13 protein-coding genes are annotated in these 15,591 nt (G+C 58.5%); 6 read left to right on the forward strand and 7 right to left on the reverse strand.

Annotated features, from left to right (window positions below; translation table 11 throughout):
* Positions 1 to 72: 72 nt before the first annotated feature.
* Positions 73 to 549: an NUDIX hydrolase gene (locus N6L24_RS05455; RefSeq protein ID WP_271843649.1), complete on the forward strand. Its 477-nt coding sequence runs from the start codon at positions 73 to 75 to the stop codon at positions 547 to 549.
* Here the strand turns inward: N6L24_RS05455 and N6L24_RS05460 are convergent.
* Positions 526 to 1,788 carry a PP2C family protein-serine/threonine phosphatase gene (locus tag N6L24_RS05460; protein WP_271843650.1) on the reverse strand — a complete coding sequence of 421 codons (1,263 nt, stop codon included), beginning with the start codon at positions 1,786 to 1,788 and terminating at the stop codon, positions 526 to 528. The two genes, N6L24_RS05455 and N6L24_RS05460, sit on opposite strands and share 24 nt — an antisense overlap.
* 129 nt (positions 1,789 to 1,917) lie before the next feature.
* Here N6L24_RS05460 and N6L24_RS05465 point away from each other — a divergent pair, with 129 nt between their 5' ends.
* Positions 1,918 to 2,277 carry an Hpt domain-containing protein gene (locus N6L24_RS05465; RefSeq protein ID WP_271843651.1) on the forward strand — a complete coding sequence of 120 codons (360 nt, stop codon included), beginning with the start codon at positions 1,918 to 1,920 and terminating at the stop codon, positions 2,275 to 2,277.
* On the opposite strand, the gene ilvA is transcribed toward N6L24_RS05465, so the two are convergent.
* A complete protein-coding gene (gene ilvA, locus N6L24_RS05470) occupies positions 2,240 to 3,478 on the reverse strand; it encodes a threonine ammonia-lyase IlvA (protein ID WP_271843652.1) in 1,239 nt (412 codons plus the stop codon). The genes N6L24_RS05465 and ilvA overlap by 38 nt on opposite strands.
* A 143-nt stretch (positions 3,479 to 3,621) precedes the next feature.
* On the opposite strand from ilvA, the gene N6L24_RS05475 reads away from it, so the two are divergent.
* The 3 genes from N6L24_RS05475 (at position 3,622) to msrA (ending at position 6,779) form a co-directional block, all read left to right on the forward strand.
* The gene (locus N6L24_RS05475) at positions 3,622 to 4,590 is read left to right on the forward strand and encodes a hypothetical protein (RefSeq protein ID WP_271843653.1); all 969 of its coding nucleotides are present in this window, start codon (positions 3,622 to 3,624) and stop codon (positions 4,588 to 4,590) included.
* A gap of 154 nt (positions 4,591 to 4,744) precedes the next feature.
* Positions 4,745 to 5,974 carry an argininosuccinate synthase gene (locus tag N6L24_RS05480; protein ID WP_271843654.1) on the forward strand — a complete coding sequence of 410 codons (1,230 nt, stop codon included), beginning with the start codon at positions 4,745 to 4,747 and terminating at the stop codon, positions 5,972 to 5,974.
* Between the two features lie 148 nt (positions 5,975 to 6,122).
* On the forward strand, positions 6,123 to 6,779 hold the full coding sequence (msrA, locus tag N6L24_RS05485; RefSeq protein WP_271843655.1) for a peptide-methionine (S)-S-oxide reductase MsrA: 657 nt from the start codon (positions 6,123 to 6,125) through the stop codon (positions 6,777 to 6,779).
* Positions 6,780 to 6,812: 33 nt separating this feature from the next.
* Here msrA and N6L24_RS05490 read toward each other — a convergent pair whose 3' ends face one another.
* Complete coding sequence (locus N6L24_RS05490) at positions 6,813 to 7,688, reverse strand: ribokinase (RefSeq protein WP_271843656.1); 876 nt, start codon at positions 7,686 to 7,688, stop codon at positions 6,813 to 6,815.
* A 61-nt stretch (positions 7,689 to 7,749) separates the two neighbouring features.
* Positions 7,750 to 10,005 (reverse strand): NADP-dependent malic enzyme, encoded by a 2,256-nt coding sequence (locus N6L24_RS05495; RefSeq protein ID WP_271843657.1) that lies wholly within the window; start codon positions 10,003 to 10,005, stop codon positions 7,750 to 7,752.
* Between the two features lie 177 nt (positions 10,006 to 10,182).
* On the opposite strand from N6L24_RS05495, the gene mutS reads away from it, so the two are divergent.
* On the forward strand, positions 10,183 to 12,807 hold the full coding sequence (mutS, locus tag N6L24_RS05500; protein WP_271843969.1) for a DNA mismatch repair protein MutS: 2,625 nt from the start codon (positions 10,183 to 10,185) through the stop codon (positions 12,805 to 12,807).
* Positions 12,808 to 12,813: 6 nt separating this feature from the next.
* Here mutS and N6L24_RS05505 read toward each other — a convergent pair whose 3' ends face one another.
* From N6L24_RS05505 to hrcA, 3 genes are all read right to left on the reverse strand, one after another.
* Positions 12,814 to 13,869 carry a TPM domain-containing protein gene (locus N6L24_RS05505; RefSeq protein ID WP_271843658.1) on the reverse strand — a complete coding sequence of 352 codons (1,056 nt, stop codon included), beginning with the start codon at positions 13,867 to 13,869 and terminating at the stop codon, positions 12,814 to 12,816.
* A 64-nt stretch (positions 13,870 to 13,933) separates the two neighbouring features.
* Positions 13,934 to 14,491, reverse strand: a complete 558-nt coding sequence (locus N6L24_RS05510; protein ID WP_271843659.1) for a nucleotide exchange factor GrpE — start codon at positions 14,489 to 14,491, stop codon at positions 13,934 to 13,936.
* Positions 14,492 to 14,500: 9 nt separating this feature from the next.
* A complete protein-coding gene (gene hrcA, locus N6L24_RS05515; protein WP_271843660.1) occupies positions 14,501 to 15,565 on the reverse strand; it encodes a heat-inducible transcriptional repressor HrcA in 1,065 nt (354 codons plus the stop codon).
* Between the last annotated feature and the right edge of the window lie 26 nt (positions 15,566 to 15,591).

Consider the following 15,591-nt stretch of genomic DNA (forward strand, 5'->3'; position numbering starts at 1 on the left):
CCTTAAAGGCCTCGTCTTGGCATACCGCGACTATATAGGCGCAGCAAGCCGAACAAAAAGGGCCCCTACCTGATGATCCGCCGATTTGGAACCCCACCCCGTCCCGATCAGACCTATGGGCCACGGCCCGGTGCTTATGTGGTGCTGTTGCGCGGCGCTGAGATGCTGGTGACGGAAGAGGACAGATCTGCGGTCGGGTTTGCGCCTGAAATCCAGTTGCCCGGCGGCGGGATTGATCCGGGCGAATCGCCCGTCCCGGCCCTGCACCGCGAAGTTCTGGAAGAAACCGGCTGGCGTATGGCCACCCCGCGCCGTCTGGGGGCCTATCGGCGGTTCATCTACATGCCAGAATACGAAAAATGGGCGGAAAAGATCTGCACGATCTATCTGGCCCGCCCGACCATATGCCTGGGCCCCCCGACCGAGGCCGGGCATCGCGCGATCTGGATGCCGGCAGAGATCGCTTTGGCGCGTCTTGCCAATACCGGGGATCGGGTCTTTGCCGCGCAGGCGCTTGGGGTGGCGCTAGGGATGATGAAACTCCAATAACACGGCAGAGATATCATCCGAGAATTTCTGCCCACCGCGAAATTCCTGCAATTGCCACATCAGAGCCTCCAGAAATTCCGGGCCTGCCTGATCTGACAGCTGTGCCGCCATGCTCGACAGCCCCTCCTCGCCCAGCAGATTGCCTTGTTCGCCTTCGGCTTCGGTGACGCCGTCCGACAAAATCAGCAGCCTGTCCCCGGCATTCAGCTGCAATTCAAACTGATCATAATGCGCATCCGCAATCAGACCCACGGGAAAGCCCCCTGGGCCTTCTTGTTCGATCTGGCCGCTGCGTCGCTGTATCAAAGGGTGCGGATGACCGGCCTGGGCCAGGATAACATGGCCCGTCACAATATTGGCCTGCGCCAGCATCATGGTAAAATAATGATCCGTACCGCCGGTCGCGACAAAAAGCTTATTGAGTTTTGCCAGCACCTCGGCGGGGGGGAGTGGCGCGAAACTGCCATCGGCTTGTTCCTTCAACGCAAGGTTTTGCCCCGGGATCACGCTCGAAAGGTGGCTGACCACCCGCGCCGTCATCAGCGCAGAGCTGACCCCATGTCCAGAAACATCAATGGCAAAGAGGCCAATCCGGTCCTCATCAATATGGTAATGGCCAACCATATCGCCACCGACATGCCCACTCGGCCGCAACAGCATGGTGACGCCGCTATGCGCAAACCTGAGGCTGCGATCACGCACCAGAGATTGCTGCAGTTCCTTGGCGGCCAGCAGGTCCCGATCAAGGTGGTCATGGATCCGCTGCAGTTCAGACAGGGTTTCGGTGATCACCCGGTTCTTTTCGGTCAACTCGCGCTGCATGCGCAAAATACGTTCGCCCGCCGATATACGCGCCCGCATTTCCTGGGCATTTACCGGCGTGACCAGAAAATCATCGGCGCCGACTTCCAGCCCGCGCATGACCTCTTCTTTTTCGCTCTTTGCGGTCAGCAGAATGAAATAGGCGTAATGTGCGCCAAGCACGTCGCGCAAGGCATGACAAAAGGCATCGCCTTCCATATCTGGCATCCGCCAGGCTGACAGCACCAAATCGGGCGCGCGCTGGCGGCAGAATTCCAGCGCTTCGGGGCCGGATGAGGCCTCAACCACCTCATATCCATCACGCTCCAACGATGCCCGCAGAATGCGGCGTTGCAATCGGCTGTTATCGACCAGCAAAACCAGTTCGATCACCCCGGTTGACGTGCTGGTTTCCGATGATATTTCCTGCGCTTTCACGTCGTCGTCTTCCTCTGCCCCACCCCTGCTGGCATCCCCTAGCCTATGCAACCGGTGCTTAAGGAGCGGTGAAGAGCCGCGCCAATCTCTTGTTAACCTGAAAAAGATATCGTCGCTGCCGGAGGCACGATGATCGATTGGACACGCTTTGAGGATCTGGCTGCAGAGGTCGGGCCGCGCAGAATAGGTGAAATCATTTCGATCTTCTGGGAAGAGGTCGATGCCGCTGTCGCGGGCCTCACTGAGGGGCCGGACCCCGCCAGCACGCTGCATTTTATCACCAGCTGCGCCGCTAACCTGGGATTTCAAGAATTGGCGCGCGCCTCTCAGGTGGCGGAACTGGACGTCCAGGCCGGGCGGCCGATTGATCAGGCCACGCTCATGACCTGTTATCGGGAGTCACGCGATGCGTTTTTGGCAGAGGTAGGCCAGCATGGCAGCGCGCCAATGCTTAGATCAGAAACTGTGCCAAAGCCTCATCATTCGTGATGTCCTGAAACCCCATCCCCGCGGCAGCGATGCGCTCAAACAGCAGGGCAAAATTTTCAGGCTTTGAGGTTTCAATCCCGATCAGGACAGAGCCAAAATTGCGGGCGGATTTCTTGAGATATTCAAACCGCGCGATGTCATCCTCAGGGCCCAGAATATTCAAAAAATCTTTCAACGCACCGGGACGTTGGGGCAGACGCAGGATGAAATATTTCTTCACCCCCGAATACCGCAGCGCGCGTTCCTTTACCTCTGGTAGGCGCTCAAAATCAAAGTTGCCCCCAGAGGTCACGCAGACCACCGTTTTGCCTTTGATCTGCGCTGCCACATCCACCAGGGCGTCAACAGCCAGCGCACCCGCTGGTTCCAGCACGATGCCTTCGACATTCAACATCTCAAGCATGGTGGCGCAAATGCGGTCTTCGGGCGCGGCGATCACATCCGCAGGTGCGATATCGGCAAGGCGTTGAAAGGTTTTGCTGCCGATCTGCGCCACAGCAGCGCCGTCAACAAAACCATCCACCTTCGGCAATTTCACCGGCTGTCCGGCTGCAAGCGCGGCCTTAAGGCTGGTGCCGCCCGCGGGTTCCACCAATGTATTTTGCACCGCATCGCCAAAAAAGCTGCGCACCCCTGAGGCCAGCCCGCCACCGCCCACGGGCAGGATGATATGGTCGGGCGTCCGGCCGAGTTGCGTTTCTATCTCTGCCGCAACCGAGGCTTGCCCCTCGATGACATCCTCATCGTCAAACGGCGACAAAAACGTGCCGCCCGCTTCGGTGCAGAATGCTTGTGACGCTGCGAGCGTGTCATCAAAATAGTCACCCACCAGACGTACTTCGATCGCGTCGCCGCCAAAGACTTTGGTCTTGAAAATCTTCTGCTGCGGCGTCGTCACCGGCATGAAGATCACACCTTTGACCCCGAAGTGTTTGCACATATAGGCCACACCCTGTGCGTGGTTTCCCGCGCTGGCGCAGACAAAAAGGCTGCGCGCTGGCTCTGCTGCCAGAACCTTGCGCATCGCGTTAAACGCCCCGCGCAATTTGTAACTGCGCACCGGGGTCAGGTCTTCGCGCTTCAGGTAGATCTCAGCTTGGAACCGCTGCGACAGATGTGCGTTCAATTGCAAGGGCGTTGCTTCAAACACCTCACGCATTGCGGCTTCGGCTCGGCGGGATTTTGTGCGGAAATCACTCATATAGGTGGTTTGCCGCCGAATGGGCCCCACCGCAAGCTGACTTTGATGACGTGGCCATGTTTTAGCCCATATTTCGCCCAGTATTCGCCTGCGTAACACCGCAGACAATAACATAACACTTGAATGAAAGAGGGATGCAGAACATGAACTCCGCAAAAAAGACCATCGCCGCACTGACCATTTCCGCAATGAGTGTCACCGCCATTTCCGCGGGCACGTTGATGCTAAGCGCAGATTTCGCTTACGCCAAAAATGAGGACAAGGGCGATAATGGCGGCGGCAATGGCAACGGCGGCGGCAATGGGAACGGCGGTGGCGGCAAGGATAAGTCCAACGGCAATTCCAATAAATCTGGTGGCAACGGCAACAGTGCCTCTGGCAACAAAGGCAATGGCGGCGGTTTGTTTGGCCTCTTCAAGAAAAAAGAAAAAGCCCCAGCCCCCAAAACCGCTAAAGTCAGCACCCAGCCCACGACAAAAAAACCAGCAACATCCGAACCCAAGGTCGCAAAAGTAGACGGCGCGCCTAATCGTGGCGCACTGGCAAGCGAGCTCAAGGGGTTGAACGCGGCCCATGCAAGCCCACAGGCCCTGGCCAATGCCAACCCAAACAGCATGGTCGGCAAAGTAGCTGCCTATCAGCTCGCTGTGAACAATGAAGCCGAGCGCACGACGCTGGAAGAAGAATTGCTGCTGAAACAGGACGCCTTGCAAGTGCTGCTTGACGGGTACGACGGCCGCACCACCGAGGACATTAATGCCGCCATTCTCGCTGCGGAAACAGAGCGCGCGGCGCTTGACCCGGAGGCGGACAAAGCGGCCTACGACGCACTCACCCAGACACTGGCTGATCTGAACGCAGAACGCGATGCAGCCGCCGGATTTGAAAGCGAAACCGCCGGTCTGGAGGAAGAGATCGCCGCGCTACAGACCGAGATTGACGAGCTTGGCCTCACACCAGAGGAAGCGCTGGCCAATGCCACTGATGGACGTGACCTGTCGCCAGAGGCGCTGGCGGAATTGCATCGCCTGCTTGGCCTACCAGAACCGGAATCGGAAGAAAGCGCAGACGGTGCCGAGGTCATTCAAGATGAGACGATCGTTGTTCAATAATGCCGCAAACCCCTAAGAACCCTGCGCCGCCCCACTCTGGGCGGCGTTTTTATTTGTTTCATGCCGTCAGCGGGCATCTGGGCTCAGAGACATCTTGCCCCAGCGCGCAAAAGGCGTTATCGGCCCTGCGTTGCCTAGCTGAAGGAAAATTCTGATGTCCGCGCCCAAGAAAGTTGTTCTGGCCTATTCCGGTGGCCTTGATACCTCAATCATCCTGAAATGGCTGCAAACCGAATACGGCTGCGAAGTGGTTACTTTCACCGCAGACCTCGGCCAAGGCGAAGAACTGGAGCCTGCCCGCAAGAAAGCTGAAATGCTGGGCATCAAACCAGAAAATATTCACATCGAAGATCTGCGCGAAGAGTTCGTGCGTGATTTTGTGTTCCCGATGTTCCGCGCCAATGCGGTTTACGAAGGTCTTTACTTGCTCGGCACCTCGATTGCGCGCCCGCTGATTTCCAAGCGCCTGATTGAAATCGCCGAAGCGACGGGTGCCGATGCTGTGTCACATGGCGCAACTGGCAAAGGCAACGATCAGGTCCGCTTTGAACTGGCCGCCTATGCGCTGAACCCTGATATCACCGTGATCGCGCCGTGGCGCGAATGGGATCTGGGCAGCCGCACCAAGCTGATCGAATTTGCTGAAAAGCACCAGATTCCAATTTCCAAAGACAAACGCGGCGAAGCGCCGTTCTCAGTGGATGCGAACCTGCTGCACACCTCCTCCGAAGGTAAAGTTCTGGAAGATCCGGCAGAGGACGCGCCAGATTACGTCTATCAGCGCACCGTTCATCCCGAAGACGCCCCAGACACGCCTGAGTACATCGAAATCGGCTTTGAAAAAGGCGATGCGGTCAGCATCAATGGCGTCGCGATGAGCCCTGCGACCGTTCTGACCGAGTTGAACGAATATGGCCGCAAGCACGGCGTTGGCCGCCTTGATCTTGTCGAAGGGCGCTATGTCGGCATGAAATCCCGCGGCATTTACGAAACCCCCGGCGGCACCATCCTGCTTGAGGCCCACCGCGGCATTGAATCCATCACCATGGATCGCGGCGCAATGCACCTGAAAGATGAGCTGATGCCGAAATATGCAGAGCTGATCTACAACGGCTACTGGTATTCGCCCGAACGTGAAATGCTGCAAGCCGCCATCGACGCCAGCCAAGAGCACGTCACCGGCACCGTGCGCGTGAAGCTTTACAAAGGTCACGTGCGCACCGTTGGTCGGTGGTCCGATCATTCGCTTTATTCCGAAGAGCACGTGACCTTCGAAGAAGATATGGGTGCCTATGATCAAACCGACGCCGCCGGCTTTATCCAGCTGAACGCGCTGCGCCTGAAACTGATCGCGATGCGCAACAAGCGTGTTGCCGGTAAGTAAAGTCGCCGACATTTGACGACGAGGCCCGCCATTGCGCGGGCCTTTTCTTTTGGCTTCACGGGTTTTCACCAACCAGTGATCTGACGCCCCTGTGACTTGAGCCAGTGACACCCGTCATGCAATCTGTGGGCAAATCGGAGGGTTCTTGATGGATCAAATGGTCAATTTGAAAATGTTGGTTTTGGGCGGGCTGATCGCCGTGGGCGCAGCCCTTGGCTGTGGCCAAGTTCAGGCAGGCACCGAAAAACTCGTGGTCGCAGGCGGCTGTTTCTGGTGCGTGGAAAGCGACTTTGAAAGCGTCAAAGGCGTGAAATCGGTTGTCTCTGGATATACCGGCGGCAGCAGCGCCAACCCGACTTACAAGCAAGTCACCAACGGCGGCACGGGCCATTACGAGGCGGTTGAGATCACGTTTGACAACAGCACGGTCAGCCGCGATCAACTGCTGCATATGTTCTTCCGCTCGGTTGATCCGACCGATGCAGGCGGTCAGTTCTGTGACCGTGGCGACAGCTATCGCACCGCAGTTTTCTACAAAGACACCGCACAGAAAGCAGCGGCGGATGCGGCCAAGGCCAGCGCGATGACGGCCCTGGGGCGCAAGGTTGTCACCCCGGTTCTGCCGGCGTCAACTTTCTACAAGGCCGAGGGTTATCACCAAGATTACTACAAAGGCACGAAATTGGTGCTGACCCGCTTTGGCCCCAAAAAACAATCCGAAGCTTACAAGAAATACCGCGAAGCCTGCGGCCGTGATCAGCGTGTCCAACAGCTTTGGGGCAAGGCCGCACCATTTGTGCACTAACAATCGCCGGTAATGATGACCCAGAGCGCGCCGTCAAAACCGCGCGTTCTGTACCTCTTTTAGGTCAGGGATCACGTCTGCCGTGCCCTTGCGCATCACCATCAGCGCGCCCGCGCGCATAGCCAGCGCAATCGCCTGCTCCATCGGCAATCCGCGATCTCGCGCGGCCAGCAGATAGCCCGTAAAGGTATCCCCCGCCCCGGTGGTGTCCACCACGTCAACCTGATGGGCCGGAAAATCGCGCTGCGTGCGCTTGATAGTGTTGATCCAGCGACAGCCATTGCCCCCGAGCGTGATGACAATATCAGCCACCGGCAGTGCCTGCGGGGGTTGCCCCGTGGCGTCGGTCAATTGCTGCGCCTCAACTTCGTTCAGGATCAGAAAATCAAGCAGTGGCAGCACATCCTGCACCGCAGCCGCATCAAAAGGTGCGGCCGCATAGGCGACATACATCGCCAGGTCACGCCCCATCTGCGCGGCATACCGTTGATTGTTGGTTTCGTTCTGGATCAATAGCGTATCGCCACGCGCGCTTTCGCTGAGTGCGGTCCCAATGGCGTTTTCGGTGATCTCATGGTTGGCACCGGGCAGCAGCACAATGGCGTTTTCCCCGGCATCATCGACATTGATCACCGCATGACCTGTTGGGGCATCTTCGAGCACGGCGATATGGCGCGTATCCACGCCATATTCCAAAAGCCGCTGTTTCGCCCAGGTGCCATCGCGACCCACGGCACCGATATGCGACACCAGCGCCGCTGCGCGCGCGGCGGCGACCGACATATTGGCCCCTTTGCCGCCCAGACCGCGATGCATGCTGCGCGCGGCCAGTGTTTCCCCCGGCCCCGGTAATGTCGGCACCTGATAAAACAGATCCGCGTTGATCGAACCCAAATTGTAAATGGCCATGGCCGTTACTCACCCAACCCAGGCGGCGATTCCGTCGCCGCACAGATCATCATTGCTGTGGTCAGCCCACCTTGCAAGCCGCCAAGATCGCCATGTTGAGAATATCGCTGGCCCGCGAGTTGGTCGAGCAGATCTGGATCGACTCGCTCACCCCGGTCAGGATCGGGCCAATCACGGTGGCCCCAGCCATTTCCTGCATGAGTTTGGTCGAAATGCTGGCCGAATGGCGCGCGGGCACAACCAGAATATTGGCTGGTCCGGTGAGGCGCTGGAATGGGTAGGCCGCCTGCGCGTTGGGATTTAGCGCCACATCCACGGTCATTTCGCCTTCGTATTCAAAATCGACGCCGCGCTTGTCCAGCACCTTGGGCGCGAGATGCATCTTTTCGGCACGTTCTGACACAGGATAGCCAAAGGTTGAAAAGCTGACAAAAGCCACCCGAGGCTCCATCCCCATATCCCGCGCCACGCGGGCGCAGGCCTCGGCGATATTGGCCAGATCGGTTTCATCGGGCCATTCATGCACCAATGTGTCGGAAATCAATACAATGCGCCCCTTGTGCAAGATCGCGGTCACACCCACCGCCCCGGCCGCAGCATCCGCGTCAAAGACGTGGTTGATATGCTCCAGTACATGGGCCGATTTGCGCGTGGCGCCGGTGACAAGCCCATCGCCATGACCATGGGCCAGCATCAGCGAGGCAAAGACATGCCGGTCGCGCGAGGCCAGCCGGTGCACATCCGCCTTGTCAAAGCCGCGCCGTTGCAGCCGCTTGTAGAGAAAATCTTTGTAGGTGCGCAGATGCATGGTGTTGGCGGCATTGACCACTTCGATCTCTTCAATCGCGTCCTCCAGCCCGGCGGCTTCCAGCTTGGCCGCAACGTCCGCCTCGCGGCCAACCACCAGCGCCTTGCCAAGGCCATTGCGCTGATAGGCCACGGCAGCGCGCAAGACGCGCGGATCGTCGCCCTCGGCAAAGATCATCCGCGCCTGCGCATTGCGCGCACGGGCGTTCATGCTGCGCAGAATGCTGGCGGTTGGGTCCATGCGGGCCTTCAGGCTGACTTCATAGCCGTCCATGTCGATGATCGGTCGACGCGCAACGCCGGTGTCCATGCCCGCGCGCGCCACCGCAGTTGGGATCAAATGGATCAGGCGCGGGTCAAAAGGCGTCGGAATGATGTAATCCCGCCCAAAGGCCAGCTTGCGCCCATAGGCCATTGCGACCTCATCTGGCACATCCTCGCGCGCGAGTTTTGCCAGCGCTTCGGCGCAGGCAATTTTCATTTCGTCATTGATGGCCCGCGCATGGATGTCGAGCGCGCCGCGAAAGAGATAGGGGAAGGCCAGCACATTGTTGACCTGGTTGGCATAATCAGACCGCCCCGTGCCAACGATCGCGTCCGGGCGCACCGACTGCGCCTCTTCCGGGGTGATTTCCGGATCGGGGTTGGCCATCGCGAAAATCAGCGGATCTTGCGCCATGTTTTCGACCATCTCCGGCGTCACAGCGCCCTTGGCCGACACGCCCAGAAACACATCAGCGCCTTTCATGGCCTCTTCCAGAGTGCGCAGGTCGGTTTTGACCGCATGCGCAGATTTCCACTGGTTCATACCCTCGGTGCGACCCTGGTAAATCACGCCTTTGGTGTCACAGACGATGCAATTGTCATGCTGCGCGCCCATGGATTTCAGCAATTCAATACAAGCAATCCCCGCGGCCCCGGCCCCGTTCAGAACGATTTTCACATCCTCGATCTTCTTGCCGGAAATGCGCAGCGCATTGATCAAACCGGCGGCGCAAATCACAGCCGTGCCGTGCTGATCGTCATGAAACACCGGAATGTCCATTTCTTCCTTGAGCCGCTGCTCAATGATGAAACATTCTGGTGCCTTGATATCTTCTAGGTTAATGCCCCCAAAGGTCGGCCCCATCAGTTTGACCGCATTGATGAACTCTTCGGGGTCCTCTGTGTCCAGCTCGATGTCGATCGAATTCACATCCGCAAAGCGTTTAAACAGAACCGCTTTGCCTTCCATCACCGGCTTTGAGCCCAGCGCGCCAAGGTTGCCAAGGCCCAAGACCGCCGTGCCGTTTGAGATCACCGCCACAAGGTTGCCCTTGTTGGTATAATCATAGGCTGTCGAAGGATCCTCCGCGATGGCCTCGCAAGGTACGGCCACACCCGGGGAATAGGCCAGCGACAGATCGCGCTGCGTGGTCATCGGAACCGTAGCGGTAATTTCAAATTTGCCCGGCGTGGGCTCCAGATGAAATGCCAGCGCTTCCTCGCGGGTGACTTTGGTCTTGGTCATTTGGGGTTCCTTCCTCGCAGTCTATTCCTCTTATCGAAGCGCGATTGGGGTCTCAATATGTTAGCGCCAGAACAAATCCGCATTTCGCCTTTCGCCTAGCTAAGGGAGTTTGCTACACCTCGTGAAACAGATTTCGGGGGAAACGACGTGACCGCAGCCAAATCCGCTGTGACGCCAATGATGGCGCAGTATCTGGAGATCAAATCCGCGCATCCAGATGCGCTGTTGTTCTATCGGATGGGCGATTTCTACGAGATGTTTTTTGACGATGCCGTCGCCGCAGCCGAGGCGCTGGACATTGCGTTGACCAAACGCGGCAAACATGACGGCCATGAAATCCCGATGTGCGGCGTGCCGCATCACGCGGCCGAAGGGTATTTTCTGACCCTGATCCGCAAGGGGTTTCGCGTCGCGGTCTGTGAACAGATGGAAACCCCCGCCGAGGCCAAGAAACGCGGCTATAAGGCCGTGGTGCGGCGCGAGGTCGTGCGCCTTGTCACCCCCGGTACGCTGACCGAAGAATCCTTGCTGGATGCCCGGCGCCACAACTTTCTGGCGGCCTTTGCGCAGGTGCGCGATGACGCGGCGCTGGCGTGGGCTGATATTTCCACCGGTGCCTTGAATGTCATGGTGGTGCCGCGCGTGCGCCTGGGCGCTGAACTGGCCCGCCTTGCCCCATCAGAATTGTTGGTGGCCGAGGGCACAGAGCAGGATTTGGCTGAAACAGTCTCTGATATGGGGGTATCCATGACCACCGTATCGCGGGGATCATTTGACAGCACCAGCGCCGAAAAACGGGTCGCCGCCCTTTTTGGGGCGCAGGGGCTTGATGCCTATGGGGCCTTTACGCGGCCTGAAATCGGCGCGCTCGGGGCGATCGTTGATTATCTGGAGATCACCCAAAAAGGCAAACTGCCGCTCTTGCGTCCGCCTCAGCGCGAAAGCACCGGCGGAACCATGCAAATTGATGCTGCGACCCGCCGCAACCTGGAACTGACCCAGGCGCTGTCAGGTGGCAAACGTGGCACACTGCTGGCCACAATTGACCGCACGCTGACCTCCGGCGGGGCGCGTCTGCTGGAGCGGCGGATCTCCTCGCCATCGCTTGATCTGGCGACCATCCACAGCCGGCAAGAGGCGGTGGCGTTCATGCTGGGGCAAAGCAAACTTGCCGGCATTTATCGCGACCACCTGCGCAAAGTGCCAGATCTGGACCGCGCCTTGTCGCGCCTGTCGCTGGATCGCGGCGGCCCGCGCGATTTGGCCGCGATCCGCAATGGCTTGGCCCAGGCCCTGACGCTGGCAGAGATCAGCAGCGCGGCGGACCTGCCCGATCTCTTGGCCGAGGCCGCCGGTGCCTTGCAGGGCCATGATGATCTGCTGGCCACCTTAGAAGAGGCGCTGATTGCCGAACCGCCGCTTCTGGCGCGCGATGGCGGCTTCATTGCGCCGGGCTATGACGCGGAGCTAGACGAGGCCCGACGCCTGCGCGATGAGGGGCGCAGCGTGATTGCCGGGATGCAAGCGCAATATAGCGACATCACCGGCATTGCCTCGCTAAAGATCAAACATAACAACGTGCTGGGATATTTTGTCGAAACCACCGCCAAACATGCGGATGCCATGATGTCCCCGCCCCTGTCAGAAACCTTCATTCACCGTCAGACCACGGCCAATCAGGTGCGGTTCACCACAGTCGAACTGTCGGAACTTGAAACCAAGATCCTGAATGCCGGACAGACCGCGCTTGAGATCGAAAAGCGGCTCTATTCCAGCCTGAAAGACGCGATTCTTGCCGCTGCTGGCGCAATTTCGTCCGCCGCGCGCGCGCTGGCGGAACTGGATCTACAAGCGGCCCTGGCTGATTTGGCCGCTTCGGAAAACTGGTGCTGCCCGCGGGTCGACGACAGTCGCGATTTTGCGATTGAGGGCGGGCGCCATCCGGTCGTTGAAATGGCGTTGCGGCAACAGGGCGGCGCACCGTTTGTGAGCAACGATTGTGATCTGTCCGGTGGCGACGGCGCCAGCATCTGGCTGCTGACCGGTCCCAACATGGCCGGTAAGTCGACGTTTCTGCGTCAGAACGCGCTGATTGCCCTCTTGGCGCAGATGGGCAGCTATGTGCCCGCCAGTTCTGCGCGTATCGGGGTGGTGAGCCAATTGTTCTCGCGCGTTGGCGCGTCCGATGATCTGGCGCGCGGGCGCTCCACCTTCATGGTGGAAATGGTCGAAACCGCCGCCATCCTGAACCAAGCGGATGACCGGGCGCTGGTGATCCTGGATGAAATTGGCCGTGGCACCGCCACCTATGACGGGCTTTCAATCGCCTGGGCAACACTGGAACATCTGCATGAGGCGAACCGTTCACGCGCGCTATTTGCCACCCATTATCACGAGCTGACCGCCCTTGCCGGGCGCCTTTCAGGTGTGGCCAACGCCACCGTTGCCGTGAAGGAATGGGACGGCGAAGTGATCTTTTTGCATGAGGTCAAACAGGGGGCCGCAGATCGCAGCTATGGGGTTCAGGTCGCGCAGTTGGCCGGGCTTCCGGCCTCGGTCGTTGCGCGTGCCCGCGATGTGCTTGAGCGGCTGGAACAAGGTGAGCGCGAAGGTGGCAAACCCAAGGCGCTGATTGACGAGCTGCCGCTCTTTGCCGCCGCCCCGGCCCCGCTGCCAAGCGCGCGCGCTGCCCCCTCGCCGGTTGAAGCAAAGCTTGAAGCGATTATCCCGGATGAGCTGACGCCTCGGCAAGCGCTTGATTTGCTATACGATCTAAAAAATATATCTAAATCAGATAGTTAATAGGCTTCACCAGCTCCCGCTTGCCCCACCGCCTGAGGAGGAGCCCCCGCCGCTAGAGCCCCCCGAAGAGGAGGACGAGCTGCTTTTGGAGACTTTCGGAATGGTGGCGTGGGTGTGATAGGTATCGCCGCAATTTTTGCAATTGTAATCGATCCGCCGCAACCCTTCGCTGCTGGTGGTCGCCGCTGTCACAACACTCGAGTCCCCTTCCAATGTACGGAAATTGCAGCTGCGACAGGCCGAGTAGTTGCTGAACCAGGATTTATACGCCTCGATCTTTCGGTGGCCGCATTGGCCGCATTCCCAGACATCGTAATCCACACTTTTGAGCCGTTCTTCGACCCGTTCACCCGGTTGCAAAAAGGCGTCATCCGCCGCCTCACCCAAGCGCTGCATCTTACTGCCATCCCGAGGGCAAATCCGGGGGCGATTGCGTTTCCACTTGCGGTAGCCGCGATAGGCTAGCCCGGCGAAAAACGCATAGGCAATGGCGATCCAATCCCCGATCCGGTCGAGCAGGCGTGTAAGGGGATTCCAAAGCTTTTCAATGAAGGAAGCGTTAAATTCCCCCGGCCAAACCCCGGATATCTCATGCACGATCGCATCCACGCCGCGATCAATGCCGCGCGCGTAGTCATCATCACGAAAATGCGGCTTGATCACCTCGTCAATGATGGCGGCCATGGCGTCATTCTTGCTGTCGCCATAGCCTGCACCAACCTCAATACGCATCACGCGATCATCGTGGGCAACCAGAAACATCACCCCATCATTGCGCGTGGCGTCCCCCAGCCCCCACGTATTGAACCAATTCGTGGCAAATGGCTCTATCGCAGCCTGATGGCCATAGTCCGCCATGCTGGCGATGGTGATAACGACAAATTCAATGCCGCGTTCCTGACCAAGTTCACGCAGCTTGGCTTCGGTTTCTGCCGCCTCGTCGGTGGTCATCAGACTGGCAAAATCATAGAGCAACGCGCCGGTTTGACGCGGCAGATCCTGCGCATGGACCTGGGCCGCGAGGATCAAAGCAAACAGGGCAGTTATCGACCGTTGAAACACAAAAAGCTCCCGAAATATCGGGAGCTTTCTAACATGCCAATGCGGTTTTGCAGAGTGGGTTTGATCAGCCCTGCGCAGAGCTGACACCAACCTGCGCCGGGCGCAGCAAACGATCATGCAGCATGAACCCTTCGGTAGACACCTGAATGATATCGCCCGCTTTGGTGCCCGGAACCGGCGCTTCAAACATGGCTTCGTGCTGGTTGGGGTCAAATTTGTCGCCAACTTCGGGGGCAATGACCGACAGGCCATGTTTTTTGAAGACGTTCAGCAGCTCACGCATCGTCAGTTCAATCCCTTCGATCACCGCAGGCGCCGCTTGCTTTTGCTCATCGGTGATCGCTTCCATCGCGCGCTTCATGTTGTCATAGACCGGCAACATATCCCGCGCCAAACGTGAACCACCGTACATTTCGGCATCGCGGCGCGCCTTGTCGCCGCGCTTGCGGATGTTTTCCGCATCTGCCAGGGCACGCATCCAGCGATCTTTGAAATCGTCGCGCTCTGCCTTCAGCTCATCGAGCTCAATGGCTTCGGATTCCAGCTCATCGAGATCCGCATATGCTTCGGCCTCTGCCTCAGCGATGTCGTCCAGAAATTCGTTTTCTTTCGGCTCTGCCATGTTCCACCTCTATGCCCGGCGGGAAATCATTTTACCCACCAGTTGCGCCGTATAATCCACAATCGGCACAATCCGTCCGTAATTCAGACGCTTTGGGCCAATGACCCCAATCGCGCCCACGATCTTTCGATCAGCGTTCATATATGGAGAGACCACCAAAGAGGAACCCGAAAGTGAAAAAAGTTTGTTCTCAGAGCCAATAAAAATGCGCACACCTTCGCCCTGATCGGCCAATTCCAGAAAATCAGCGATATCGCGCTTGCGCTCCAGATCGTCAAACAGGTTGCGAATACGCTCAAAATCTTCATCGCTGCCACTTTCACCCAGCAAATTGGCGCGTCCGCGCACGATCAAGCGTTCTTGGGTCTGACCATCGGCCGCCCATGCGGCCAAACCATCATCAATCAGGCTGCGACTGAGCGCATCAATTTCCTGGCGGCGCGCTTCGATTTCTTTGCGAATCACGGTTTGCAATTCAGAGAGCGTCCGACCCTCGATCAGAGAGTTCAGAAAATTGGCGGCCTCGCGCATGCTGCTGGGCGTATGGCCCACGGGCGGGACAAACAGACGGTTTTCCACATGCCCATCCGCCATGACCAACACCACAAGCGCGCGGTCCTGCGCCAGGCTGACGAACTCGATGTGCCGAATGGGGGCTTCGTGTTTGGGGGCCAGGACCAGACTGGCCCCCTGCGTCACCCCGGATAGGGCAGACCCCACACGATCAAGCATACTGCCGACATCAGCGTTGGCTTCGCCCAAAGTGGCGTCGATCCGCTCTTGGTCATTGCGATCCAGATCGCGCACCTCAAGCAAGCCGTCAACGAACATCCGCAGCCCGTGTTGCGTCGGAATGCGCCCCGCACTGACATGCGGTGAATCCAGCAGCCCCAGATATTCAAGATCCTGCATAACATTGCGGATGGTGGCGGCACTGACCTTTTCGGAAAAATCCCGCGTTAACGTCCGCGACCCAACTGGCCCACCTGTTTGCAGATAGCCCTCGACAACGCGGCGAAACACCTCGCGCGTGCGATCACTCATTTCATCCAGAATGTTGTTATGTTCAGTCATTCACCAACTCTATCTAAGATGCAATT

Source organism: Cognatishimia sp. SS12, assembly GCF_028369055.1.
In the GTDB taxonomy this organism is placed as follows: domain Bacteria; phylum Pseudomonadota; class Alphaproteobacteria; order Rhodobacterales; family Rhodobacteraceae; genus Cognatishimia.

Coding starts and splice junctions, on each gene's coding strand:
- N6L24_RS05510 (WP_271843659.1), bottom strand. CDS start 14,491: ATGGCAGAGCCGAAAGAAAACGAATTTCTGGACGACATCGCTGAGGCA.
- N6L24_RS05455 (WP_271843649.1), top strand. CDS start 73: ATGATCCGCCGATTTGGAACCCCACCCCGTCCCGATCAGACCTATGGG.
- msrA (WP_271843655.1), top strand. CDS start 6,123: ATGGATCAAATGGTCAATTTGAAAATGTTGGTTTTGGGCGGGCTGATC.
- N6L24_RS05490 (WP_271843656.1), bottom strand. CDS start 7,688: ATGGCCATTTACAATTTGGGTTCGATCAACGCGGATCTGTTTTATCAG.
- N6L24_RS05495 (WP_271843657.1), bottom strand. CDS start 10,005: ATGACCAAGACCAAAGTCACCCGCGAGGAAGCGCTGGCATTTCATCTG.
- N6L24_RS05475 (WP_271843653.1), top strand. CDS start 3,622: ATGAACTCCGCAAAAAAGACCATCGCCGCACTGACCATTTCCGCAATG.
- ilvA (WP_271843652.1), bottom strand. CDS start 3,478: ATGAGTGATTTCCGCACAAAATCCCGCCGAGCCGAAGCCGCAATGCGT.
- mutS (WP_271843969.1), top strand. CDS start 10,183: ATGATGGCGCAGTATCTGGAGATCAAATCCGCGCATCCAGATGCGCTG.
- N6L24_RS05480 (WP_271843654.1), top strand. CDS start 4,745: ATGTCCGCGCCCAAGAAAGTTGTTCTGGCCTATTCCGGTGGCCTTGAT.
- hrcA (WP_271843660.1), bottom strand. CDS start 15,565: ATGACTGAACATAACAACATTCTGGATGAAATGAGTGATCGCACGCGC.
- N6L24_RS05465 (WP_271843651.1), top strand. CDS start 1,918: ATGATCGATTGGACACGCTTTGAGGATCTGGCTGCAGAGGTCGGGCCG.